General features: G+C 61.7%; 21 protein-coding genes and 2 pseudogenes. 9 read left to right on the top strand and 14 right to left on the bottom strand.

What is annotated here, in order from left to right:
- Window positions 1-66: 66 nt before the first annotated feature.
- On the top strand, window positions 67-1080 hold the full coding sequence (locus ACTJKX_RS13640) for an IS110 family transposase (RefSeq protein ID WP_440725573.1): 1014 nt from the start codon (window positions 67-69) through the stop codon (window positions 1078-1080).
- Between the two features lie 227 nt (window positions 1081-1307).
- Here ACTJKX_RS13640 and ACTJKX_RS13635 read toward each other — a convergent pair.
- A pseudogene (locus ACTJKX_RS13635) lies at window positions 1308-1430 on the bottom strand (transposase); the annotation flags it as partial.
- Window positions 1372-2103: a DEAD/DEAH box helicase family protein gene (locus ACTJKX_RS13630; protein WP_440725572.1), complete on the bottom strand. Its 732-nt coding sequence runs from the start codon at window positions 2101-2103 to the stop codon at window positions 1372-1374. The pseudogene ACTJKX_RS13635 and the gene ACTJKX_RS13630, both read right to left, overlap by 59 nt.
- A gap of 741 nt (window positions 2104-2844) precedes the next feature.
- Here ACTJKX_RS13630 and ACTJKX_RS13625 point away from each other — a divergent pair.
- A complete protein-coding gene (locus tag ACTJKX_RS13625; protein ID WP_440725571.1) occupies window positions 2845-4023 on the top strand; it encodes a hypothetical protein in 1179 nt (392 codons plus the stop codon).
- Here the strand turns inward: ACTJKX_RS13625 and ACTJKX_RS13620 are convergent.
- The 7 genes from ACTJKX_RS13620 to ACTJKX_RS13590 all read right to left on the bottom strand — a co-directional run bounded on the left by ACTJKX_RS13620 (window position 4020) and on the right by ACTJKX_RS13590 (window position 8805).
- Entirely contained in the window at window positions 4020-5255 is a 1236-nt protein-coding gene (locus ACTJKX_RS13620; protein ID WP_440725570.1) for a Druantia anti-phage system protein DruA, read from the bottom strand. The genes ACTJKX_RS13625 and ACTJKX_RS13620 overlap by 4 nt on opposite strands.
- Window positions 5186-5632 carry an ASCH domain-containing protein gene (locus ACTJKX_RS13615; RefSeq protein ID WP_440725569.1) on the bottom strand — a complete coding sequence of 149 codons (447 nt, stop codon included), beginning with the start codon at window positions 5630-5632 and terminating at the stop codon, window positions 5186-5188. Before ACTJKX_RS13615 ends, ACTJKX_RS13620 begins: the two co-directional genes overlap by 70 nt.
- A gap of 254 nt (window positions 5633-5886) precedes the next feature.
- Window positions 5887-6321 carry a hypothetical protein gene (locus tag ACTJKX_RS13610; protein WP_440725568.1) on the bottom strand — a complete coding sequence of 145 codons (435 nt, stop codon included), beginning with the start codon at window positions 6319-6321 and terminating at the stop codon, window positions 5887-5889.
- Between the two features lie 8 nt (window positions 6322-6329).
- Complete coding sequence (locus ACTJKX_RS13605; protein WP_440725567.1) at window positions 6330-7694, bottom strand: hypothetical protein; 1365 nt, start codon at window positions 7692-7694, stop codon at window positions 6330-6332.
- 172 nt (window positions 7695-7866) lie between these two features.
- Window positions 7867-8214 carry a hypothetical protein gene (locus ACTJKX_RS13600; protein ID WP_440725566.1) on the bottom strand — a complete coding sequence of 116 codons (348 nt, stop codon included), beginning with the start codon at window positions 8212-8214 and terminating at the stop codon, window positions 7867-7869.
- A gap of 17 nt (window positions 8215-8231) precedes the next feature.
- Window positions 8232-8477: a conjugal transfer protein TraD gene (locus ACTJKX_RS13595; protein WP_440725565.1), complete on the bottom strand. Its 246-nt coding sequence runs from the start codon at window positions 8475-8477 to the stop codon at window positions 8232-8234.
- Between the two features lies 1 nt (window position 8478).
- Window positions 8479-8805, bottom strand: coding sequence for a conjugal transfer protein TraD (locus ACTJKX_RS13590; protein ID WP_440725564.1), 327 nt, complete (start codon window positions 8803-8805; stop codon window positions 8479-8481).
- A gap of 167 nt (window positions 8806-8972) precedes the next feature.
- On the opposite strand from ACTJKX_RS13590, the gene traA reads away from it, so the two are divergent.
- Window positions 8973-12017: a Ti-type conjugative transfer relaxase TraA gene (gene traA / locus ACTJKX_RS13585; RefSeq protein ID WP_440725563.1), complete on the top strand. Its 3045-nt coding sequence runs from the start codon at window positions 8973-8975 to the stop codon at window positions 12015-12017.
- A gap of 204 nt (window positions 12018-12221) precedes the next feature.
- Here the strand turns inward: traA and ACTJKX_RS13580 are convergent, their stop codons facing one another.
- Both ACTJKX_RS13580 and ACTJKX_RS13575 read right to left on the bottom strand, forming a co-directional pair.
- Window positions 12222-13163 (bottom strand): alpha/beta hydrolase, encoded by a 942-nt coding sequence (locus tag ACTJKX_RS13580; protein WP_440725562.1) that lies wholly within the window; start codon window positions 13161-13163, stop codon window positions 12222-12224.
- Window positions 13153-13647: a MarR family winged helix-turn-helix transcriptional regulator gene (locus ACTJKX_RS13575; protein WP_440725561.1), complete on the bottom strand. Its 495-nt coding sequence runs from the start codon at window positions 13645-13647 to the stop codon at window positions 13153-13155. The genes ACTJKX_RS13580 and ACTJKX_RS13575 overlap by 11 nt, the downstream gene beginning before the upstream one ends.
- Before the next feature lie 248 nt (window positions 13648-13895).
- On the opposite strand from ACTJKX_RS13575, the gene ACTJKX_RS13570 reads away from it, so the two are divergent.
- The gene (locus tag ACTJKX_RS13570) at window positions 13896-14111 is read left to right on the top strand and encodes a helix-turn-helix transcriptional regulator (RefSeq protein ID WP_394315595.1); all 216 of its coding nucleotides are present in this window, start codon (window positions 13896-13898) and stop codon (window positions 14109-14111) included.
- A 24-nt stretch (window positions 14112-14135) separates the two neighbouring features.
- On the opposite strand, the gene ACTJKX_RS13565 is transcribed toward ACTJKX_RS13570, so the two are convergent.
- On the bottom strand, window positions 14136-14849 hold the full coding sequence (locus ACTJKX_RS13565) for a hypothetical protein (RefSeq protein ID WP_440725560.1): 714 nt from the start codon (window positions 14847-14849) through the stop codon (window positions 14136-14138).
- A 134-nt stretch (window positions 14850-14983) separates the two neighbouring features.
- Here ACTJKX_RS13565 and ACTJKX_RS13560 point away from each other — a divergent pair, with 134 nt between their 5' ends.
- From ACTJKX_RS13560 to ACTJKX_RS13550, 3 genes and pseudogenes are all read left to right on the top strand, one after another.
- Entirely contained in the window at window positions 14984-15220 is a 237-nt protein-coding gene (locus tag ACTJKX_RS13560) for a transcriptional regulator (RefSeq protein WP_440725559.1), read from the top strand.
- A gap of 543 nt (window positions 15221-15763) precedes the next feature.
- Window positions 15764-15997 (top strand): hypothetical protein, encoded by a 234-nt coding sequence (locus ACTJKX_RS13555; protein WP_440725558.1) that lies wholly within the window; start codon window positions 15764-15766, stop codon window positions 15995-15997.
- An 11-nt stretch (window positions 15998-16008) separates the two neighbouring features.
- Window positions 16009-17139, top strand: a pseudogene (locus ACTJKX_RS13550) (recombinase family protein); the annotation flags it as partial.
- Window positions 17140-17800: 661 nt separating this feature from the next.
- Here the strand turns inward: ACTJKX_RS13550 and ACTJKX_RS13545 are convergent.
- Window positions 17801-19330, bottom strand: a complete 1530-nt coding sequence (locus tag ACTJKX_RS13545; RefSeq protein WP_440725557.1) for a UxaA family hydrolase — start codon at window positions 19328-19330, stop codon at window positions 17801-17803.
- A gap of 159 nt (window positions 19331-19489) precedes the next feature.
- On the opposite strand from ACTJKX_RS13545, the gene ACTJKX_RS13540 reads away from it, so the two are divergent.
- Together ACTJKX_RS13540 and ACTJKX_RS13535 are read left to right on the top strand one after the other, a co-directional pair.
- Window positions 19490-20353 (top strand): GntR family transcriptional regulator, encoded by an 864-nt coding sequence (locus ACTJKX_RS13540; RefSeq protein ID WP_440725556.1) that lies wholly within the window; start codon window positions 19490-19492, stop codon window positions 20351-20353.
- Window positions 20354-20364: 11 nt separating this feature from the next.
- Window positions 20365-21417, top strand: a complete 1053-nt coding sequence (locus ACTJKX_RS13535; RefSeq protein WP_394308226.1) for an aldo/keto reductase — start codon at window positions 20365-20367, stop codon at window positions 21415-21417.
- A gap of 97 nt (window positions 21418-21514) precedes the next feature.
- On the opposite strand, the gene ACTJKX_RS13530 is transcribed toward ACTJKX_RS13535, so the two are convergent.
- Window positions 21515-22384 carry an EamA family transporter gene (locus ACTJKX_RS13530; protein ID WP_440725581.1) on the bottom strand — a complete coding sequence of 290 codons (870 nt, stop codon included), beginning with the start codon at window positions 22382-22384 and terminating at the stop codon, window positions 21515-21517.
- Between the last annotated feature and the right edge of the window lie 18 nt (window positions 22385-22402).

Genomic DNA, 22402 nt, shown 5'->3' with positions numbered 1-22402 from the left:
TTAATGGGATGGACGGCTCTCCCTATTCGCCCGAGGTTGTAGGCCTCAACCAGAAGGAGATGGAACATGGATGTGGCATTCGTAGGCATCGATCTGGCGAAGAACGTCTTCCAGCTGCATGGCGAAGATGCTGAAGGCAACGTAGTCCTGCAAAGACGGGTCCGGCGCGATCGGTTGATGGCTGAAGTTCAGGCGCTCTCGCCATGCACCATCGCGATTGAAGCTTGCACTGGTGCGTTCTATTGGCAGCGTCAGTTCGAGGCGGCAGGGCATCGGGTCCGGATTATTGCTCCGCAATACGTCAAGCCGTTTGCTCAGCATCAGAAGAATGATCGCAACGATGCCGCTGCAATTTGCCGTGCCGTGAGACAACCCCATATGAGGTTCGTCCCCGGCAAGACACTTGAGCAACAGGACATCCAGGCGCTTCACCGCGGCCGACAGCGACTGGTGAACCACCGAACTGCGTTGGTCGCCCAGATGCGCGGCCTGTTGCTCGACAGGGGCATCGCATTTGCCCAATCCATCACCCGCGCTCGGCGCGAGATCCGGATCTTGCTGGAGGATGGTGCGTCAGAGATCAGCGCTGTCTTCCGGTCGATGCTGGCGCAGCTCTACGCTGTCTTTCTCTCACTCGACAAGCAGATTGCCTGGTTCGATAGAGAGATCGAGAAAATCTTCCGCTCGAGCGAGACCTGTCGCCGCCTTGCAAAAATCAGAGGGGTAGGTCCAAAAACCGCGACCGCACTTGTCGCTGCCGTTGGCAACGGAGCCGAGTTTACCAATGGCAGACATCTTGCGGCGTGGATGGGGCTCGTGCCTCGGCAGCACTCAAGCGGCAACCGGCAGCGTCTCTTCGGTATCTCCAAGCGCGGAGATCGCCATTTGCGGACCCTGCTGATCCATGGCGCACGAGCTGTAGTGCGCACATCGGCAACTCGCGATGATGCCCAGAGCACCTGGATCAGGGATCTTCAGGTTCGACGCGGCGCCGCCAAAACGATCGTTGCTGTAGCGAACAAGAACGCGCGTGTGATCTTCGCGATGTTGAACAGGGGAACGGAATACCGGGCGGCCTGACGGACGTCCGGAGAGGTGTGAACGATCAGAGAAGTGTACCGGCCGACGTGATCGGTGCGTGAGGAACCTGACTTTTATAATGGCTCTTCGAAGCCGCCCAGTTGTTGAGGCTCACGCCGTGCGGATTACCCATTTGGGCGCGCCAACATCCTGGCGACGCCGGATAGATGTTGGCACCCAAGTCCGCCGGGAAACCGCTCAAATCGCTTGCACCGGGAGAGCCGTCCATAGATGTAGAACGTCGCGTCCGAGATGCCGGCCTTGCGACATACCTCCGCGACAGGCGTTCCTTCATCTGCCTGGCGCAGGATGAAGGCGATCTGTGCCTCCGAAAACTTCGACTTCTTCATGGAACTCTCCTTCTCCCGTCATCGGGATCATAAGTGGAAAATTCCAGCTCAGAACGCTCCGAAAAGCTGGAGGCACGTCACAAATCTGGAAGGCCACGATGGTCTTGCCAGTTCCCGTCGCCATAGTGAGAAGCAGGCGCTTATTTCCGGCAAGGATAGATTCGACCGTCCGGTTGATGGCGATCTGCTGATAATAGCGGGGCGGCTTACCGCGGACGGTGTTATAGGGAGCGATCAGATGCTCCACGCGCTCGAGCGTGTCGATCCCGCTGCCGGCCTGATAGCGCTGCCAAAGGTCGTCCGGTGTGGGGAAGTCGGCGACGCGCGTTTCCGTCCCCTTGAAATAGTCGATCTCGATGATTTCGGCGCCGTTGGTGGCGTGGGCGTATTTGAGATCGAGGATTTCCGCATAGTTGCAAGCCTGCTGCACGGCATCGGTCGCGGATTTGTAGCTGACCTTGGCCTCGATTACGGCAAGCGGAAGATCCCGCGTGTAGTGCAGCAGATAGTCCACCCGCTTGGGCGGTTTGCGGACAAAGTCCTTGCCCACGGGGATAACGCGGCCGTCCGTGATGGTGCGCTGTTCGGCGATGGAATGTGGATCGTTATCCCAGCCGGCGGATTGCAGTTTGAGCACGACGAATTTTCGGCATGTGTCGGCCTCGTTCGTCATGCCCTCCCGCTCCCCCCTGTTGCTCTTCTATCTTGCGTTTTATCCAGTTTGCGATTTCCTGCCGCTGGAACCACCATGAGCCGCCGACTTTGAAACCAGGAATCTTGCCTGCCGAGGCGAGCTTTTAGGCGGTCTTCTCATTGATCTTGAGAAGTTCCGCCACCTCTCGGATCGTCAGGATTTCGTCGGTCATGCGCCCGCCGTGACTCATGGTGGGAAGTGTACAGAAGATCGGAGAAAATTAGGGAAGATAGCGGTTGGCCGCCTTCCTGAGGTCGAGCAACGGTGGCAGGGACCGGAGTCGGGTCGTGCCACCCCCAATACGCCACAATGGGAGCGTCACCTAAGACGAAACAGGCGGAACTTGACGGACGCGACTGGAAACTTGTTGTGATTGCAGCGGGTTCCGGTGAATTTTTATGCGTCATTTTGGAGGGCTATACCGTAAAGGTAGTTCTCTGTTTCACCGCTTTCAGCCCGCCAGCGAAGGATAGAGGGCAGTCGACGGTAAATGATGGGCAAATGTCCAAATTATGGTGGGAAACAGGCTGGCAACTTATGGAGGCAGAGAGGTAACGAACCTCGGTCAGTCAAGCCGCTTGGCAGCTCTGCGCCCGCTTCTCGATCCTCTCTAGCTCAGAATGCTATTCTCGATGTCGTTTTGCTCTCGACGCCACAGCTACCCCATAGTGCTCTGACCGTGTATTAAGGCTCATCCTTAGCCACATTCCGAGAGTCTGTATGTCCGCGCTCGTTGTCTTTGATACCTGCACACGATCGCAATACTATGCTGATGTACATCAGCTGTTGGCGCTGCCCGCAGGTACTATCCTGCGCTATGACTATCAGCAGAAATATTTCAGCCCCGAGGCCTTCGCCTATCTACATGGATTGAAAGAGGCGGACTGCCCTGTCGACGTCATCCTGTTCTATGGGCAGTTCAACGACTATGCGAAGGGTGCGGCCGATCCCAAGGGGAGATTGCTCGACCCAGCCAACTCCGTTCTTATCCCGACACGCTATGCAAGGCTGCGGAACGTCGCCGTAGAAGAACGCGCTGGCGGCAACGATAGTTCACGGACCATCGTCTATTTCCATATGGAGCTTTCCGGGTTTCCTGACCCCGATTCCCCGGCCATTCGGCCGCTGCTGGACATGCTGGCAGAAAGGAAGGAATTGCCCTTCGAGAAGTGGGTCGCTCTGGCGCCGGAGGGGGCCGATCTTTCGGCTTTCCGGCAGGACGGTGTACAGCTCTGGGGCAAGGTCGTTGACCGGCTCGCGGCGGTGCCGTCGCAGTTTCATGGCGACGTGTTCTGGCGTATCGACCATCTGGAAAAGGAAGGTCAGTCTGGTCGAACAACGATACGGCCGCAGCCTCGTACCAGCAATCGGTTCGGCCAACAGGACTATGCCGCCGACTATCACCTTGATCCTTTGTCCAGCTATCGGGTGACGCTGTCGAGCTTCGTGCCGGAAGCCGAAGGTAAGGACCTGCCGGACGGTACGGTGGTGACGATCAAGGCGGATGACGCCGAGCATCTCGCGATCCCTGCGCCGAAGCAGGAGTTTCGACGCAATGCATCGAGCCAGTTCAAGATTGGCGTCAAGTCGGTGGCGGACATCGCACCGCGCTATATCAAAGTCTCTCTCAAAACCGAGATTCCTGACCACAAGTTGCCCTACACGCCGGGCTCCCTCGCCGAAATCAGCCTGGTGACGTCCATTGGAGGATATCGCGTCGCAGGCCTTCTGGGTCTCGCAGTCCTCGGCGTAGTACTCGGAATCTGGGCGGCGGCCTTGTTCAAAGATGGCAACATCCCATGGGGCATGCTGGTAGGCGCAGTCGGCGTGTTGCTGGTGTTTTTCAGTGTCACTCTGTTCACGGGCCGGATCAAGCTGCCGGGGGGAGGCAAGGACTAGGTCGCCATCCTCGACAGCGGGATCGCGGACACGCTACGCAGGTCGGGATTGGCGATGTGCTGCCGCCTGCGCCATTCCGCCAGGGCGTCCCCAACCGGGATGGCGCGAACCGCAGGCGGCATGTCGATGCCCGCGCTCGTGCGTAGCGCATCGGTGCAGGCGTCCGAGACCGAGCCGAAATAGTGGGCCACGCAGTTCGCGGCCGTGGCGCGGAACGGGATTCCAATCAGCCTGCAGGCTTGACGAAACGCTCGAGCCGCAACCGTCGGGTCGGTGCCGTAGCCGGCGAAGTCCCTGACGCTAACTGTGTTGTCCGCGCGGATCACGTCGATGGCGCGCTGGAATACTATGTCGGAGAACAGGTGGGTTGGAAAGTGCAGGGACGGTCTCGCGCCATGTACCCGCGTGAACAACGCTCGCTTGCCGCCTGCTGCACGGTCGGCAAGGTTGAGCCGGTCGTATTGGGTCGCGTTGCCGCCCCATCCGCCGGTCGTGGTCATGCCCAGAACCGGCTGGCCGAAGGTTCGTTCGAGATGGTCAATGATCTCTGGGGAGAAGCAGAGCGACGCGATCAGCTTGCCCATCCCGTGTGCCGTATAGGGCGGAACGAGCATGCACACGCCGATATTGTAGATCGACTTGAGCGCCTTGTTGCGCAGATCGATCGCAGCCTGGTTCTTGCGACGTTGACCGTCGACAGTATCGAAGAGTTCGGGCCAGCAGAGGTGAGCATCGCGAGCGCCGCCGAAATACATCGGCGACTTGAGGAGGATCGCTCCCATCAGACGGCTGGGCTGTGGCGTGGCGTCGAAGATGAGGATTTTGGTATTGCGGAAGTTTCTGGTGTCGACGGACATCGACTGCCCCCAGACGACGTAGTCGAAGAGCTGCGCATCCGCGCTGTTCATACACACGACGACTTCTGGTTGGGAGTGGACGAGATTCACGTCGAATGGGTCAAAGAAGCTCTGGGGAAGTTCGGCTTCAAGCTGCGTCAGGCGCGCCTTTTGCCCGTTCAAACGGTGAGCCATCGCGGCTTCGCGCAGTTCGGCCGAGCCGGCCGACGCGACGACCGGATCCCAGACAAAAACCTTGAGACCACCGACCGAGATCAGAGCGATGTCGTCGCGACCGAAGGCTTTGAGGTTGGATGCGAGGGCGTCTACAAAAGCTGCAACTGCCGAGATGCCGCTTGCATTGCCTTGTTCGTCGATGACGATGCTTCGATACACTGAATAACCCCCTGCTTGGTCAGATCAACGAAAGTGATCGCTCCCGAGGGATGGTTGTAAGCGACTGGCTGTGAATAAAGAATGGGCCTTGAAACAATCCATGCGAATGTCTTCGAGGTCACACCGTCCACGGCAACATAGGGGGCGTGCCCTTCACGTTCGATATCGTCGCGCTCATGACTAGACAACGCTCCCGTTGCAATCAATGTGTCGAAACCAACGGGACCGACGCAGTCGTCAAGCTGACATTCGCCAATGATCAGTCCCGAGCCGGAGCGGATAAGGGCGAGCCGCCCTCGAATCTTGGTGGGTGTGCCACGGAGTTCCCACGTCTTCCGTCCCATGAGGATCTGCGAGATCCACGGCTCGCGAATCATCAGGCCCCGATCCGGAAGGGTGGGGTCAGCCTGACGTCTGTGTGGTCCAACTGATTGGTGTGAGTCGTCGGTCCGTTTCATTGCTTCAGTATGACATTGTTTGTTGGCATGACCAATCTGGCCGAGGGCAGTTTCATGCGCTAACGATACTTCGGTGGGCCGGGTGCAACTCGTCGTGGGTGCGCTCTGCGATCTTCGTGGTGTTCGATGGCGTAGATGCCGCACCGGCCGGCAATCAAAGGGTCGAGGATCGTCTAGATGAACTCCAGCGACAGCGTGTTGAGGTCACGAACATCCGGCGGGCAAAAGTGCTGAATCGCATTGCGTGCTTGGCGCAGGCGCTCGTAGCACTTAGGATTGGGAATTCTTAGGCCGGTGGTCGCCCACAGGACCTGTGGCAGCTTCTCGAAGTCGTGCGTCCGCCCGCGTGTCAACAACCGCTGAAGGTCAAGCCCGTCAGCGTTCTTGTCATCGAGGGTGACAAGGTCCTTGAAGATCAACAGCGGGTGCTCGGTGGCGATTATCGCTTTGAGGAACAGCTCTCCGGCGTGGGCGGTATTGAGCACTGACATCAACGGCCAGTGCTCACTTCCGGGGTCCATGAAGACAGCGTGATGGTTGGCCTGCGTGAGGGCCGCTCGCGCTAGGCCGAGGATACGACGGGGGATGCCGCGAAGCTCTTCGTTCATGAGCTGGGCTAGGAGTTCAGGCAGAGGACGATGAGCCGCGAGGACTGATCCCAGAGGGCCGTCAGGTGACTCGGCGAAGGCGCGAAGTCGGGCGAATGGACATAGCGGTTCATCGTGTCGATCGAAAACAGGCCGTCGGCGTTATCGAGCTTGCAGATCAGGCTCGCGTACTTCCCGTCGATCTTGTTCTTGGCTTCAAGATCGGCGCCGACCTTCTTGACCTTGCTCTTCAGCGGATCGTTCGGATGGACGGCGGTGAGGTTTGTGCGGGTGATATAGTTGTCGATCGCTAGCTCGAATAAGACTCGGAACAGCACCGAGATCGCGTTGGGGTGGTCGTCCAGGCGCAACTTAAACTGCAACTCGTCCCAAATCTGGTGATGACGCTGGACGTGGGCCTGCCAGACTACCGCATGGCTGACCTGAGGAATCAGGGTTGTGCGCTTGCTCGGCTTCGGAGCCGGAGGCGGTTGCGGGACGAACGGAGGCGCGATGGGGCCGCCCGGACTAGGACTTGGCCCAGGATTGGGACCCGGGCCAGGATTGGGTTTCGGCGGGTGGCTAGGGCCGGCGCCCGGAGGGGTTAGCGGCGGCAAGGGCAATACGCCCTCGGCCTCCAGACCGTCGAGATAAGCGACCTTGCCTTCGTTATCCCAGAGATCGCCGAGGACCACCTTACGGGTTGCTAGATCTTCCGCCACACGCCGGAAGATCGGAAGGACCAAGCTTTCATCATGGGTGAGTTGGAGCTTGCTGCGCGTCACGCTGATTCCGACGCGATTGCGCAGGCCTTCGGAGGACAAAAGCCGATTGGCCGTTGACCACGGTATTTTCCTCGCCGGCAGCGCGCCCGCGGCTTGAAGCCGCTTTTCGATCTCGTCTGCGACGTTGACCCCGCCGCCCTTGCCCGTCCGCTCGACGAAGGTCGCCGTCATCCGGTCTGTCCAAGGATTGCGCCCAACGCCGCCGCGCGTGCCCGTGTGCCGGCGCAGCAGAATGTCGTCGATCCGCTCGCGGTCAGGCTCGATCTGACATTCGAGTCTCGTGGGGAAGGTGCCGGGCCAACTCTCCTTCAGGCCTTTGAAAAAGGCTTGCAATTCCACGCTCGGCGCGCGCTTCGGCTGGGCGATCAGCTTGAGGCAGGTGACGCGCCGGTTGCCGTCGAAGACGAGGTAGGCGTCGCCGCTCGGCCAAACCAATGGCGGCTCGTAAACCTCGCCGGTCACCGCGAGGTCCTTCGCCAATGCGCGCATGGCCTTTTCGTGATTAGTGAACAACCAACCGATGGCCGCTGTTTCATTCTCAAGCTCGCCGTGGCGGTCGTTGGCGCTGTTCACGGTGAGCGCGTCGAGCGCCAGCTTCTTGTACGTCATTCTATTCCCCCAGCTGTTGACCATAGCAGTCACGGTCGAGCCGGCAAATCTGCAATGCTAGGCGTTGTTGTGTTTCGGCTAGAGTTCACCGCGCGCGGTGCTGGCAGCATCCGTGCTGGCGGTTCCTCCCTTCGAGCGGACCATTTATGGCCGGAAACGGGATCTCCGGTTTTTAGTCGCATTGATAGGCGATCAATTGCCCCTGATGGAGCAGAGCTTTTTTGCTCCTTTGAGGGGAAGCGATGTCACCTGCAAAACTCTTTCGAAATCTGTTTCTCGCCGCTAAGCCCGGGGGTGCTATCCCATGGCACACCTCGTTGGAACAGATCGCTCTCGGGCCCCGGGCTCCCCCGCGCAGATCAATCAAAAAATGTCCGCCCAGTAAAATATCCCGACGTTCGCCAGAGACATTTGGCTCGTCGTGCATCGTGATCTGCGCAAAACGGCATCCGTTCGAGCCGTGATGGATTTCGTTGTCGAGCTTGTCGCGGAGTGCAGCGGGCTTTCTGCCATCGGTCACGCGCGATCCTGCCGTGGCTATACGCTGCCGTTCGGGCTTGCTGGACGATCCATCTCGAACGCCTCTCTCCCCTTTCCGGCCCATAGTTGCCGCGCCCGTTCGCCATCCTCGCTTTTGAGCTTGCCAGCCATCCAGAGCATCGCGCCGTAGATCACGGTCCGGTCGTCGCCCGTCAGGCCCACGATTCCGGCTTTAGCGACGAGGCCGCCAAGTTCAATCAGTTGCCGGGTGCGCTTGCGGCGCTCGACCTGCCATGTCCGCATGTCATTCCGCGCCTGTGCTGCCTGATGCCGGTTGCGCGCCGCCCGATTGCGCTGGAGCGTCGCTGATGCTGCGTTCAGATGCCGAAGCAGATCGGCGCGACCGTGCTTGAAAGAACGCCGCGCCGCGCTTGGCCCATGCCTCCCTCTTGGCGGCGTCGTTGGTTTCGGCTAGCGCGACCAGTGCACCCGCCAGTTCCTCGGCGCTGAGGTTGGCGGCTCCCGTGGCGATCACCAGTTCGCCGAGCTGTTGCACTTTGCAGTTCTTGAGTTCCTTCGCCTTGTCTTCGAGGGCTTTCAGTTCGGCATCGAAGTTTCGCGGCTTGCGCATTATGTCCTCCAAAGTGTTGATGCGGCGATGATAGTTGAACCCCTTGAGAATGGCTGCAGGGTCACCGAGACTGGCTGGGACCGGATAGTCGCTCCCGAGATTTTTTCGAGGGAGGGCGCGCTTATACGTCGTTCCGACGTGCGCTTGACCGTGCCATATCCTGGTCGGTGGCGATCTATCATCTTCACGTCAAGGTTATCGGCCGCAAAGCCGGCTCTAGCGCGGTGGCTTCTGCCGCCTATCGCTCCGGTTCACGCCTGCGGGACGAGCGCCTCGACCGCAACCACGACTTCTCGGCCAAGCAGGGCGTCGTGCATTCCGAAGTCATGCTGCCGGAGCATGCCCCTGAGGCCTGGAGCGACCGCGAGCGACTGTGGAACGATGTCGAAGCGTTCGAGATCCGCAAGGATGCCCAGCTCGCCCGCGAGGTTGAGTTCGCCTTGCCGCGCGAGTTGAGCCAGGCCCAGGGCGTCGAACTCGCCCGTGATTTCGTGCAGGCCGAATTCGTCGACCGCGGCATGATCGCCGATCTCAATGTGCATTGGGATGTCGGCGAAGACGGCATGCCTAAGCCCCATGCCCATGTCATGCTGACCATGCGCTCAGTGGAAGTGAATGGCGATGAGATTGGCTTCGGCCAGAAGGTGCGGGAGTGGAACCGCACGGAGATGGTCGAGCATTGGCGCGAGCGTTGGGCCGAGTTCGCCAATGAGCGTCTGGCCGAACTCGACATCGATGCCCGCATCGATCATCGTAGCCTGGAAGACCAGGGCATCGCCTTGGAGCCGCAAAGCCAGATCGGCGCGCCCGCGCAACGCATCGAGCGTGAAGGCATCGAGGAGCTTGGTGTCGAAGATCCTGGAGCCGCCGCCGATCGTGCCGAACTGCACCGCGAGATCGCACGCGGCAATGGCGAGCGCATCATTGCCGATCCGTCTTTGGCCCTGGAGGCGATCACTCGTCAGCAATCGACCTTCACACAGCGCGACATGGCGATGTTCGCCCATCGCCACAGCGATGGTCTTGACCAGTTCAATCAGGTGATGGGCGCGATGCGCAGCGCACCCGATCTCATCGAACTCGGCCAGGACGGACGCGGCGAGGATCGCTTCACCACAAGGTCGATGATCGAAGCCGAACAGCGCCTGCACCGCGCTGGCGAACTGATGGCGGAGCGGCAACGCCATGCGATCGATGACGCCGATCGCGATGGAGCCTTGGCACGAGCAGCAGAACGCGGTCTCATCCTATCCGGCGAGCAAGCCGATGCACTGGCGCATGTCACCGAAGGGCGCGATTTCTCCCTTGTCGTGGGCTATGCCGGCACCGGCAAGAGCGCCATGCTGGGCGTGGCACGGCAGGCCTGGGCGGCGGCTGGTTATGAGGTCCGAGGCGTTGCGCTGTCCGGCATCGCCGCGGAAAACCTCGAGAGCGGATCGGGCATTGCTTCACGCACCATTGCCAGCATGGAACATGGCTGGGGACAGGGCAGGGATCTGCTCACCGCGCGCGATGTCCTGGTGATCGACGAAGCCGGCATGGTCGGCACACGCCAGCTGGAACGCGTCCTCTCCCACGCGGCCGAGGCTGGCGCCAAGGTGGTGCTGGTCGGCGATCCCCAGCAATTGCAGGCCATCGAGGCGGGCGCGGCGTTCCGCTCGCTCCATGATCGTCATGGCGGCGCCGAGATCGGTGAGGTGCGGCGCCAGCGCGAAGACTGGCAGCGGGATGCCACGCGTGACCTGGCCAACGGCTGGGTCGGCGGAGCTATCCACGCTTATAATGCCCATGATAGGGTGCATGCAGCCCAGACGCGAGAACAGGCCCGCGAGGATCTGATCGAGCGCTGGGATCGCGATCGGCAGGCGGCACCGGATGCCAGTCGGATCATTCTCACCCACACCAATGCCGAGGTGCGATCGCTCAATGAGGCAGCACGCGATCGGCTGCGCGAGGCCGGTGATCTCGGCGATGACGTGCAGCTCACGGTCGAGCGCGGCGAGCGCAGCTTCGCCAGCGGCGACCGCATCATGTTCCTGCGCAATGAACGCAGCCTGGGCGTGAAGAACGGTACGCTCGGCACAATCGAGAAAGTCAGTCAGCAATCCATGTCGGTGCGCACCGATGACGGTCGATCCGTTGCCTTCGATCTCAAGGACTATGACCGTATCGACCATGGCTATGCCGCCACCATCCACAAGGCCCAAGGCATGACGGTGGACCATACCCATGTGCTGGCAACACCAGGCCTGGATGCCCATAGTAGCTATGTCGCCTTGTCGCGTCACCGTGACCGCCTGGAACTGCATTACGGTCGCGACGATTTTGCAGATCGGGACCGCTTGGTCCGAACCCTATCGCGCGATCGATCCAAGGACATGGCATCGGACTACGAGCAACGAGATCCGGCGCAGGAGTATGCCGAGCGGCGCGGCATCCGTTTCCGCGAGCGCGTCGCCGAGATCATGCGCAAGGTGGTGCCGGAAAAACTGCGCGATCGGATCGACCAGCTTCTCGATGGGTTCCGCTCGGCCCCGGATGGGGCACCCAGCAAAGAAGCAGGGCAGGGCCTGGAACGGGAAGCAGGAAGAGCCGGGACAGAGCGGCGCGAACTTGCAGCACCCGAAAAGGAAGCCGTCGAAGATCCCGAGGAGGCACTGCGCAAAGTCCGCACGCGGGCTCTGCTGCGCCATGCCCGTGTGGTGAATGCCATCTTCGCCGAGCAGCAAATCGGCGGCAAGGCCAGCCCGGAGCAGTGGCGAGAGCTGAAGGATGCGCGCGACGCCTTCGAGAAGGTGAGGCCCCATGGTTGGCGCGATGCCGAGGCGGCCTACCTCAAGGATACGGGTCTTGCCCGCGAGGCGGCCGGCGGCAAGCTCGGCCGCGCCATTCGCGCCCTCCAGCTCGAGACCGAGATCCGTACCGACCCACAACGTGCTGCTGACCGGTTCGTCGAACGCTGGCAGAAGCTCAAGCACACGAGCCAGCTCCACTATCAGGCTGGCGACTTCGCCCACTACAACGCGACGCGCTCAGCCATGGGCGACATGGCCAGGAGCCTTGAGCGCGATCCGCAATTGGAATCCCTTCTCGCCAACCGCAAGCGGGAGCTTGGCATCGATGTCGGGTTCGACTCAGGCCGCCGCCTCGGTGTGGAGCTCGCCTTCAGTCATGGCCTCGGCAGGGGGCGGGGACTGGATATCGGTATTTAATTCGACCTAATTGGCTTGGTCGGGCCGGAACTCGTTCCTGGCTCGGAGCGACACCCAAAAGCAATGTCCGTGCAAACCTTGCCGCGAAAGTCTCCTCCAAATGGAGCGCTTTGGCGACCGAGTTTTGCGCCGGGACGGGGCGAGTGATTGCAACTTGCCGTCATCCTGCCTGAAAAATCAGAAATTCCGCGACGGGCCGCTTGGTCACGCGTTGCTCAAGCTTGCTGTCGAATTTTTATGTCCTGTGCGGCCAACGTGCTGGGTCAGAAACAGCGCGGCACGGTCAAGTGCCTGGTCGGCTTCATCCAACTGGCCATTATAGCCTTGAAAGACATGCGGCACGTCGGCGGTAACATCGAGGATGACATCGACTTCCGCGTCACGCGCTCGCTCCGCGAGACGTGTCGAGTCATCAAGCAGTAACTCGTTGGTACCGACCTGCAAGAGCAAAGGTGGAAAACCTCTGAGATCACCGAAAATGGCGGGCGAAAGCAATTCTTGCTCGGGGTCTGCGCCAGACAGATACAGGCCTCCCGAGGCACGGAAGCTTTCGCGAGTAAAGAAAGGATCGATCCCGTTCTTCGTGTCCGCGCTTTTCCCTGTGCGGGTGAAATCGAGGCCCGCTGAAAACGTCACGATAGCGCCGGGCAGCGGCAGCCCCTCGGCCCGGGCCTTGAAACAGGAGGTGACGCATAGCCCTCCGCCGGCAGAGTCACCCGCGAAGGCGATCGACGTCGGCGCAACGCCCTGATCGAGAAGGCCTCTATAGGCCGCTACGCAATCTTCGATAGCGGCCGGAAAGGGATGCTCGGGCGCCAGCCGATAATCGAGCGAGAAGGACCGCATCCCGGTCCGCACGACCAGGCTCGCGGTAAGCGGCATCCCGGTCTCGGGCGATCCCATCAGGCAGGAACCCCCGTGGAAATAGAGGATCGTGCCAGGCTGCGCGCCCTGTTCGGCCTCGACCAGCAGGGCGGAACGAGTGCCCAGGGTCGTGGAACGGCTATGCGTGCCTTTCGGCACGTGCATTGTTGCCATGAAGGCGGCGAAATCGGCCCGGATCTGCTCGATGGACCGGTCCGACGACGCGGCCACGCGAGGGCGGCCGAGTTCCGCTTTGATACGCTCACGCTGTTCACGGCTCATTTGGCGTTCTCCTTTTCTGCGGCGCTGCTCGGCTTCCGGCTTCGGCAACGCTCCGGAAATCGTCACGTAATGCGATCAATCGGCTGGCAATGCCGGCCAGCGTGTCAGGTCCGAAGCGCCGGTCCATCCGCTCCGCCACCGGCTTCCATGCGGCCGTCACGGCGTCGTAGGCGCGCCACCCATCCTGGGTCATAGTGACGATCCTGGCACGCCGGTCGCCAGGGTTTTCGACCAGTTCGAAGTATCCTTCAACGACCATCTCCGTCACGATGCGCTGAACAGACTGGCGGGTGACGCCCACCTGCCGTGCGAGGGCCGATACTGTGGCGCCGTTGGTTGCTTCGATGGCGCCCATGATTTGCCATCGTGCGCTGGAAAGACCGAATGGCTTGGAGACGACATCGCCTGCAGCCACGATGGCACCATAGAGGCGAAATGTTTCGCCAATCAGTCGATCAACCGCATGGGCATTATAGCCTGTCATTGCCTTCGCCATGTTTGACAGTAAGCTGTCAAACATGGCGAAGGCAAGAGACTTGTTACTGAATATCGAAAATGTTGGCGAAAACGGCCGCTACCCACGCAGAGCGCTGTCGCATTTGACCCAACCGATCTACCGCCGTCTCTTCGCCATGGTATGATGAGGCGGAAAATGCTCTTGCGCCTCCTCAACCGCGCGTCCTGTCTGGTCCCAACAACTGCCAGAAACAGCCAGCAGGAGGCAGCCCGCCCATGCGCGAGCCAGACCGTATCATTCGCCTGAAAACCGTGCTTTCTCGGACAGGACTCTCCCGGTCCACGATCTATCGTAAGATCGCCGAGGGTACGTTCCCGCCCCAGATCAAGATCAGCATCAACGGGGCGGGATGGCATGAACCTGAGATCAGTCGCTGGATTGCCGATCCCGTTTCGTGGCGTCCCCGCGGGGATGGCGGAGAGTCCCAGTGAAGGCGATGCGCGCGCTCTGGCAGACTATGTGCCCAGAACAGGTCGGCGCGCGCGTGCGTTTTCACGATCACTGCCCGGCATGAAGAAGTCCGGTTGCAAGGTATGAGCAATGCGGATCAGGTCACGGAGAGCCGAGCGGATCTGCGGCTGGGGAAACTCGGTGTCGTCCTCCCAGATTGCGCCCTCGTGGAAGATCATATCGAGCTTGCCCGCGACGCCGGCAAGCGAGGTGGCTGGCGTGGCGGTCAAGGCCTCGATGAGCTCTTGTTCGCGCTCGCCGGCTTCCACCTCCGCCTGCTTGGTGGCCGAGTAGCCGATCTGCGCATCGACCACGTCCCAACGCGCTTGATGCGCGGCCAACTCCGTCTTGGCCTTCGCGCACAGGTCAGCCATCTCAGGGGTTGAGCCACAAACGGCCTCGATGTCTTCCGGCGAGAAGAATTCCAGTGCCTCGCTGCTCCCCGGCAGGCGAAGTGTGGTCCGGGGGAAGCCGATTTCTCGGACCAGCTTCGTCTCGAGTATCTGCTGCTTGTGGCAGAGCGCTTCGGTCCTGAGCGCTTCGGTTTTCCACGCCTGCCACGCCAGCAGTGCCGGATCGGGGCTGTTGTGGCTGCACTGCCTTTCCGTGTCCTGCGCTTTGGCTTGTAATGGCCACGCCAGCGTGGCTAAGGCCGCGCCCGCCAGCATCTTCCTGCGGGTGACGACAGGCAAAGTCGTGCTAATCTCAGAATCAGCCATGACTCGAGCTCCATACAGCTTGATTGTGGTCAGGCTGGATGCGTGTGTCCGCACGTATCCAGCCGCTTTGCGAGCGTAACCTTATACTTCGAGATTATGATGTTCAATAAGAATCACCATTTTATGGTGATTGAATGACCCCATTGCAATGCAAGATGGCCCGCACAGCACTCGGATGGGGGGTGATTGATCTGGCACGAGAAGCGCATGTTTCGACGCAGACTATTGTGCGTTTCGAACGTGGCGATCAGTTAAAGGTCCAGACCGTAGGCAATCTGCGAAGCACGATGGAGAATGCCGGTATCGAATTCATTCCCGAGAACGGAGGCGGTGTTGGCGTGCGTTTGAAGAGACCCTCCTCAACTGAATGAACGCCGAGTGGCATGTGTTTGTCGCAACATTCCAAAATGTGCGGGCATGCCCTCCGGGCCAGGCTCTATGCCGCAGTGGCTTTCGCCGCTGCTCTACGCAACCCGTTGCCGGGTTTCCGCCCCCGTGGGGTGTGACGATCCCTTCGTGCAGTCGGCCTACGGCCGGATGGTGAGCGCATTCGCGCAACATTCCTATTTCTGGTGGGGGCCGAGGACTTCGCCCTTCTCTCCCCCAAAACAGGCTTTCGCCCACCTTCCTTCACGCCCGCTTTAAGCGGGCGTTCCGTGCAGATGGTTCCCCGCAAAGCCTGTTTTCCCCTTCCAACCCACCGCTCACGCGGCCCCGGAAAGCAGGCAGAAGCCTGCTTCGCCGATCCAAGGGAAAGGGTAGGAAAGATGGGCGAGGTTCGGTTTTGGGATTGACGACCCGCCTATGTGCCGCCGATTCTGCGCCATCAGCGCACAAGAAGGATTTGCGCCTTCACCGCCCGAATTCTGTCCCGCTTCATGCCTGTTTGGGCTCAATCGAGGACGCGCAGCGGCATGGGAGACGACACCGAAGCGAGGCCAGAGCGCTTCACACTGGCCAACGATGATAACGGCTCTCACGAGGAGCCAAACGCCGAGACATGGCGCAGGATCGATAAAGTCGCCCTGACGCTGGCCGGCATCATCGGCCGCCGCATGGCGCGAGAGGATTTTGCGGCACGCACCGCCGCAAACGACAACCGGCCCATCGTGTCCGAGGAAACGGAGGACGGGGCCGATAAGGAGTGAAAGGATCGCCCATGACCGCCCGTCCCGTGACGCGTGTCGCGCTCTATGCCCGCTATTCCTCCGACAACCAGCGGGACGCCTCCATCGAAGACCAGTTGCGCCAGTGCCGCGAACGCGCCGCCCGCGAGGGCTGGACCATCGTGGAAACCTATTCCGACCGGGCCATCTCCGGAGCATCCCTCATCCGTTCCGGCATCCAGGCGCTTCTGGCCGATGCCCAGGCCGGTCGTTTCGACATGGTGCTGTCCGAGGCGTTGGACCGCCTCAGCCGCGATCAGGAGGATGTGGCCGGCATCTTCAAGCGCCTGCGCTTTGCGGGTGTCACCATCTTCACCTTGTCAGAAGGCGAGATCAACGAGCTTCATGTCGGCCTCAAGGGCACCATGAACGCCCTGTTCCTCAAGGATCTCGCCATCAAGACCCATCGCGGCATAAGGGGCCGGGTCGAGGCCGGCAAGATCGGCGGCGGCAATGCCTATGGCTATCGTATCGTCCGTCAACTCGACACCCACGGCGAGCCGATCAGGGGCGAGCGTGCCATCAATGAAGAACAGGCCGAGATCGTGCGGCGCATCTTCAGCGAATATGTCGCCGGCAAGGGACCGCAACGCATCGCAGCCGATTTGAACCGGGAGGGCATTTCCGGCCCGACTGGCAAGCGTTGGTCCGACACCACCGTCCGGGGCAACCGGGTCATCAGTTCCGGCATCCTCAATTGTGAACTCTATATCGGCATCATTCGCTGGAACCGGCAGCGTAAGCTCAAGAACCCCGATACGGGCCGCTCTGCCTGCCGGCTCAATCCGCAAAGTGAGTGGATCCGCTCTGAGGCTCCCGAGCTTCGCATCGTGCCGCAGGAGCTATGGGATGCCGCCAAGGCCCGGCAAGACGACTTGACCTTGCTCTATCGCAACCAGATCGAAGCAAGCCGAGCCGGCACGCAACGGATGTTGGCGAAGAATGGAGGCCTCAACGCCACGCATCGCCCGCGTACGCTGCTTTCCGGTCTGTTGTTCTGCGGTAAGTGTGGTGGCTCCTATGGCCGACGCGGAGGGGATCGCTATGCCTGCACAAATCACGTGCTTGGCAATGGCTGCGACAATCCCCGCAGCGTGGACCGCAAAGCCCTGGAAACGCGCGTGCTGACCGGCCTGCGCGAGCGCATGATGACGCCTGGGATCGCAGCCGAGGCCATGCGTGCATACGCCGAAGAAACCAACCGGCTCAACCGCCAGCGCCGAGACTCGGCGGAGTCGACCCACCGTGAGCTTGCTGACATCGAGAAGGCCATCCGTGAGATCGTGCGTGTCATCGAGCAAGGCGGCTGGCACAAGGCCCTGTCCGAGCGCCTGACCGAGCTCGAGAGCCGGCAGGACGCCCTGACGGCCGCTCTCACCCAAGTCCCGGCAGATACGCCTGACGTTCTTCCGAACGTCTCCGAAGCCTACCGACGTCGGATCGAGCGGCTGACCGAGGCCCTATCCCATCCCGATGATGCTCGCGAAGCAGCCGGCGCAATTCGCGAGGTCATCGACCGCATCGTCATCACGCCCGGCAAGGGGCGCGGCGAATGCCACGTGACTTTGCAGGGCGATCTTGCCACCATCCTGGAATGGATCGGACGTGCCGGCAAACCCAGCTACAAACCCGCGACCGACGCGGCCTCGTCCCGATTGTCGGCTTCAGTAAAAACCCGGGCTTGGCCCGGGTATCCAGAGGCTACCAGATGCAAGCCTGAGGCACTGGATTGCCGGGTCGAGCCCGGCAATGACAAGCCACGTGCAATCCCGCCCGATCCGGAAATCACATCGTCGCGCCGACCTGCCAAGGCACGAACTCGTTGGAGCCGTAGCCGAGTTCTTCCGACTTCGACTTTTCGCCCGAGGCGACGGCCAGGATCTTGTCGAAGATCTCCTTGCCCTTCTCCTCGATCGAGATGCCCTCCAGCACATCGCCGCAATTGATGTCCATGTCGTCCTGCATGCGGCGATAGATGTCGGAATTGGTGGCGAGCTTGATCGACGGCGTCGGCTTGCAGCCATAGGCCGAGCCGCGGCCGGTGGTGAAGCACAAGACATTGGCGCCACCCGCAACCTGCCCGGTGGCAGACACCGGATCATAGCCGGGCGTGTCCATGAAGACGAAGCCCTTCTCCTTTACCGGCTCGGCATATTCATAGACGGCCGTCAGTGTCGTCGTGCCGCCCTTGGCTGCGGCGCCAAGCGACTTTTCCAGAATGGTGGTCAGGCCGCCGGCCTTGTTGCCGGGGGACGGGTTGTTGTCCATCGAGCCGTTGTTCTTGGCCGTATACTCTTCCCACCACTTGATGCGTTCGACCAGCTTCTCGCCGACTTCGCGGCTGGCGGCGCGGCGGGTGAGCAGGTGCTCGGCGCCATAGATTTCCGGCGTTTCGGACAGGATGGCCGTGCCGCCGTGATGCACTAGGCGGTCGGCGGCAGCGCCGAGGGCGGGATTGGCGGAAATGCCAGAATAGCCGTCCGAGCCGCCGCATTGCAGCGCCAGGATCAGTTCGGAGGCCGGGATCGTCTCGCGCCTGGCCTGGTTGGCGAGCGGCAGCATCGCCTTGATGCGCTCCATGCCCTGCTCGATCGTCTTGCGGGTGCCCCCGGTGTCCTGGATCGTCATGGTCTGGAAATGATCGCCCTCGACGATGCAGTATTCGCTCTTCATGCGGCCGATCTGGAAGACTTCGCAGCCCAGGCCCACCAGCAGCACGGCAGCGATGTTGGGGTTGGAGGCATAGCCCCATTGCGTGCGCTTCATGATCTCGAAGCCCTCGCCCTTGTCGGCCATGCCGCAGCCGGTTCCGTGTACGAAGGGCACTACGCCGTCGATGTTGGGATAGTCGGCCAGGATGCCGGACTGGTTGAAGGCATCCGCCATGAAGCGTGCCACCGAGGCCGAGCAGTTCACGCTGGTGAGGATGGCGACATAATTGCGCGTGCCGGCCTTGCCGTTGGGGCGGCGATAGCCCTGGAAGGTCGCCTGCTGATCGAGCGGCAGGATCGCTTCCTGCCGGGCATCCTCGGCGAAGGCATAGTCACGTTCGAAGGCATGGAACTCGCAATTATGCGAATGGACATGGGAGCCCGGCACAATCGCCTGCGAGGCGAAGCCGATGATCTGGCCGAATTTGACGATCGGCTCGCCCTCGCCGATCGGCGCGACGGCGATCTTGTGCCCCTTGGGCACGCGCTGCAGCGCCGCGACGTTCTCCACCACGGCTCCGGGCTCGATCACATCGATGGCGACGAGCACATTGTCCTTGGCATTGAGGCGCAAGGTCCGGGCGGTTTCGGGAACGATCTGCATGACGACATCCAGTTGAAAGGAGCTGTAGCGTTTTGCGATTTGACGGAGTCACCCAGAATCGCAAAGACGCGTCGAAACAAAGAGCTAGAGAAAAAGTGCGGTTCGGAGAAACCGCGCTTTGCTCTAGGCAAAGCCAATGGGCATTGCTAACATGTTAGCATGCCAGACGTTGCCGTCAAAGCCTCTTATGCCTTCCTCGAGCCACTCGGCCTTACGGGCCGCGGCGGCACGACGGAACGCGTGCTGGCGGTTCTGCGGGAAGCCATCATCGGCTTCGAACTCGCGCCGGGGGAAGACATCGACAAGCTTGCCATCTGCGAAAGGCTTGGCGTGTCGCGTTTTCCGGTCTCCGAAGCCTTGGCCCGCCTGCAAAGCGAGGGACTGGTGGAGATCCTGCCGCAGCGCGGCACCCGAGTCTCGCGTATCCGCCTCGCCGAAGTGCGCCAGAGCATGTTCATCCGCCGCGCGCTGGAGTCGCAGGCAGTGCGTACGCTCGCGCTGGGGTATCGGGCAACGCCTGTGGGTCATGTCATCCCCGGCGAAGCCGAAGGCCTCCGGAAGGGGATCCAGGGGCCAAAAGAGATCACCTGCGCCCTTGGATCCCCTGCCCTCGCGGCCACGAGCAAAGCTCGTGCCCCGCTCGCCGGGAATGACAAAGATGCGCTGCTCCAAAGCCTCGAACGCAATCTGCGCTACCAGCAGGCGGCTGCCGAGGCCGGTGACCGCCGCGGCTTCCATCTGCTCGACCTCGAATTTCACCTCACTCTGCTCGACGCGCTCGGCTTTGCCCGCGTCAAGGCAGCCGTCGAGGCGGCCCGCGCCAATCTCGATCGCGTCCGCCGCCTGCTCTCCTCGCCCCGGCACATAGCCCTTACTTTGGTCGACCACCAGGCCATCGTCACGGCCCTGCGTGCCGGTGACGCCGATGCCGCGGCCAGCGCCATGGAGGCGCATCTCGATTCCGTCATCACGGAACTGGTGGCCTTTGCCGCTGAAAATCCCACCCTGTTCGAAGATCTGTGAAGAGAGAGGCCATGACAAGTAAATCGCCCGACAGCAAATTCGCCATCCGCAAGCATACCAGCCGTTCCGGCGCGGTGATCCCTTTCACCGAGCTGGGCTTCGGCACCGCTCCGCTCGGCAATCTCTACCGGGCCCTCGACGAGGACGTCGCCGCGCTAACCGTCAATGCCGCCTGGGATGCCGGCATCCGCTATTTCGACACCGCGCCGCTCTACGGCCTCGGCCTCGCCGAAACGCGGCTCAATCCCCTGCTGCGCCGGCGCAAGCGCGAGGACTATGTCCTCTCCACCAAGATCGGACGCCTGCTCAAGGTTGTGCCGCCGGATCAGCGCACCGGCATCGGCAAATTCTTCGACACGCCTTCGCGCCAGCAGATCTACGACTATTCCTATGATGGGGTGATGCGTTCGGTGGAATTCTCGCTCGAGCGCCTCGGCATCGACACCATCGACGTGCTGCTTGCCCACGACGTCGACATCTTCACCCACGGCTCGAAGGAAGCTTCCGACCAGCGCATCAAGGAGCTGATGGAGGGCGGCTATCGCGCGCTCGAGCAGTTGCGCAGCGAAGGTACGGTCAAGGCGATCGGCGCCGGCATCAACGAATGGCAGGTGGCCGAGACCCTGGCTCGCGCCGGCGATTTCGACGTCTTCCTGCTCGCCGGCCGCTATACCCTGCTCGAACAGGATGCCCTCACCAGCTTCCTGCCCTATTGCGTGGAGAAGAAGATCGGCATCGTGCTCGGTGGCCCCTATAATTCCGGCATCCTGGCAACGGGCCCGCGCCCGGGCGCCTTCTACAATTACGATCCGGCGCCGCCCGCGATCCTCGACCGGGTCGCCCGAATCGAGCAGGTCTGCGCTGCCCATCACGTCAAGCTGGTCGAGGCCGCGCTGAAATTCCCGCTCGGCCATCCCCAGGTGGTTTCCGTCATCCCCGGCGGCCAGTCGCCCCAGGAAGTCACCCGCAACGCCGAGATCATGGGCGCCAAGATCCCCGCGGCGCTCTGGGACGACCTCAAGAGCGAAGGCCTGCTGCGCGAGGATGCGCCCGTGCCGGCCTGATCGGCGCGTCGCGCCAACGGATCTGCAGACGGCAAATGGCGGCCACCGGCCGCCATTTCGCTACTGAATACATCCGTATACTGCAAGGGCTACTCCGTCATGTCCTCGCAGGTCCGGCCTGGACCATCTGGCTCAGCCAAACGCTGCCAACCACCACGGCCATGCCGAAAAGTTGCAGCAGGGTGAGTGACTGGCCGAGCAGGCCCCAGCCCAGCACCACGGCCGTCAGCGGGCTGAGGAAGCTCAGGGAAGCCACGGCCGAAGGTCCGAGCCGGGCGATGCCGCGAAACCAGAGCATGTAAGTCAGCGCCGCGCCGATCAGGGTGAGATAGGCAAAGCCCGCCACGTTCTGCAGGCCGAGCGCCGGCAGAGGCGGCTCGAGCCACAACGCCACCGGTATCAGCAGGATGCCTCCCGCCGTGAGCTGCCAGGCGGTGAAGGTCAGGGTCGAGACAGGCGGTTGCCAGCGCCGGCTCATCACCGTGCCCAGCGCCAGGGAGACCGCTCCGGCCAGGCCCGCAACGATGCCGATAGGATCCAGCACCACGCTCCTGGGCGCGATGAGCAGCAAGGCGACCCCGGCAAGACCGGCCAGGGCTGCCGCGATCGCTGCCAAGCGCACCGGCGTGCCCAGCACGGCGCGTGTCAGAAAAATCACGATCAGGGGCTGGATGGCGCCGATGGTCGCTGCCACACCGCCCGGCAGGCGATAGGCCGCGATGAACAGCATGGTCAGGAAGAAGGCGATATTCAGGGCACCCAGGACCACGACCCGCCACCACCAATGCCCTGCCGGCAATTGCCGGACCAGCATCATCAGCAGCAGGCCAGCGGGAAGCGCCCTCAGCATCGCCACGGTAATGGGATAGCCCTGAGGCAGAAGCTGCGTGGTGACGATATAGGTACTGCCCCACACAGTTGGCGCGATGGCCGTGAGCAGCACGTCGAAAGAACGGCCATAGCCCATGATGCCGCCCGAGGAGGC

Source organism: Labrys sp. 22185, assembly GCF_052045555.1.
GTDB classification, from domain to species: Bacteria; Pseudomonadota; Alphaproteobacteria; order Rhizobiales; family Labraceae; genus Labrys; species Labrys neptuniae.
This window is presented reverse-complemented; position numbering and strand designations above follow the sequence as displayed.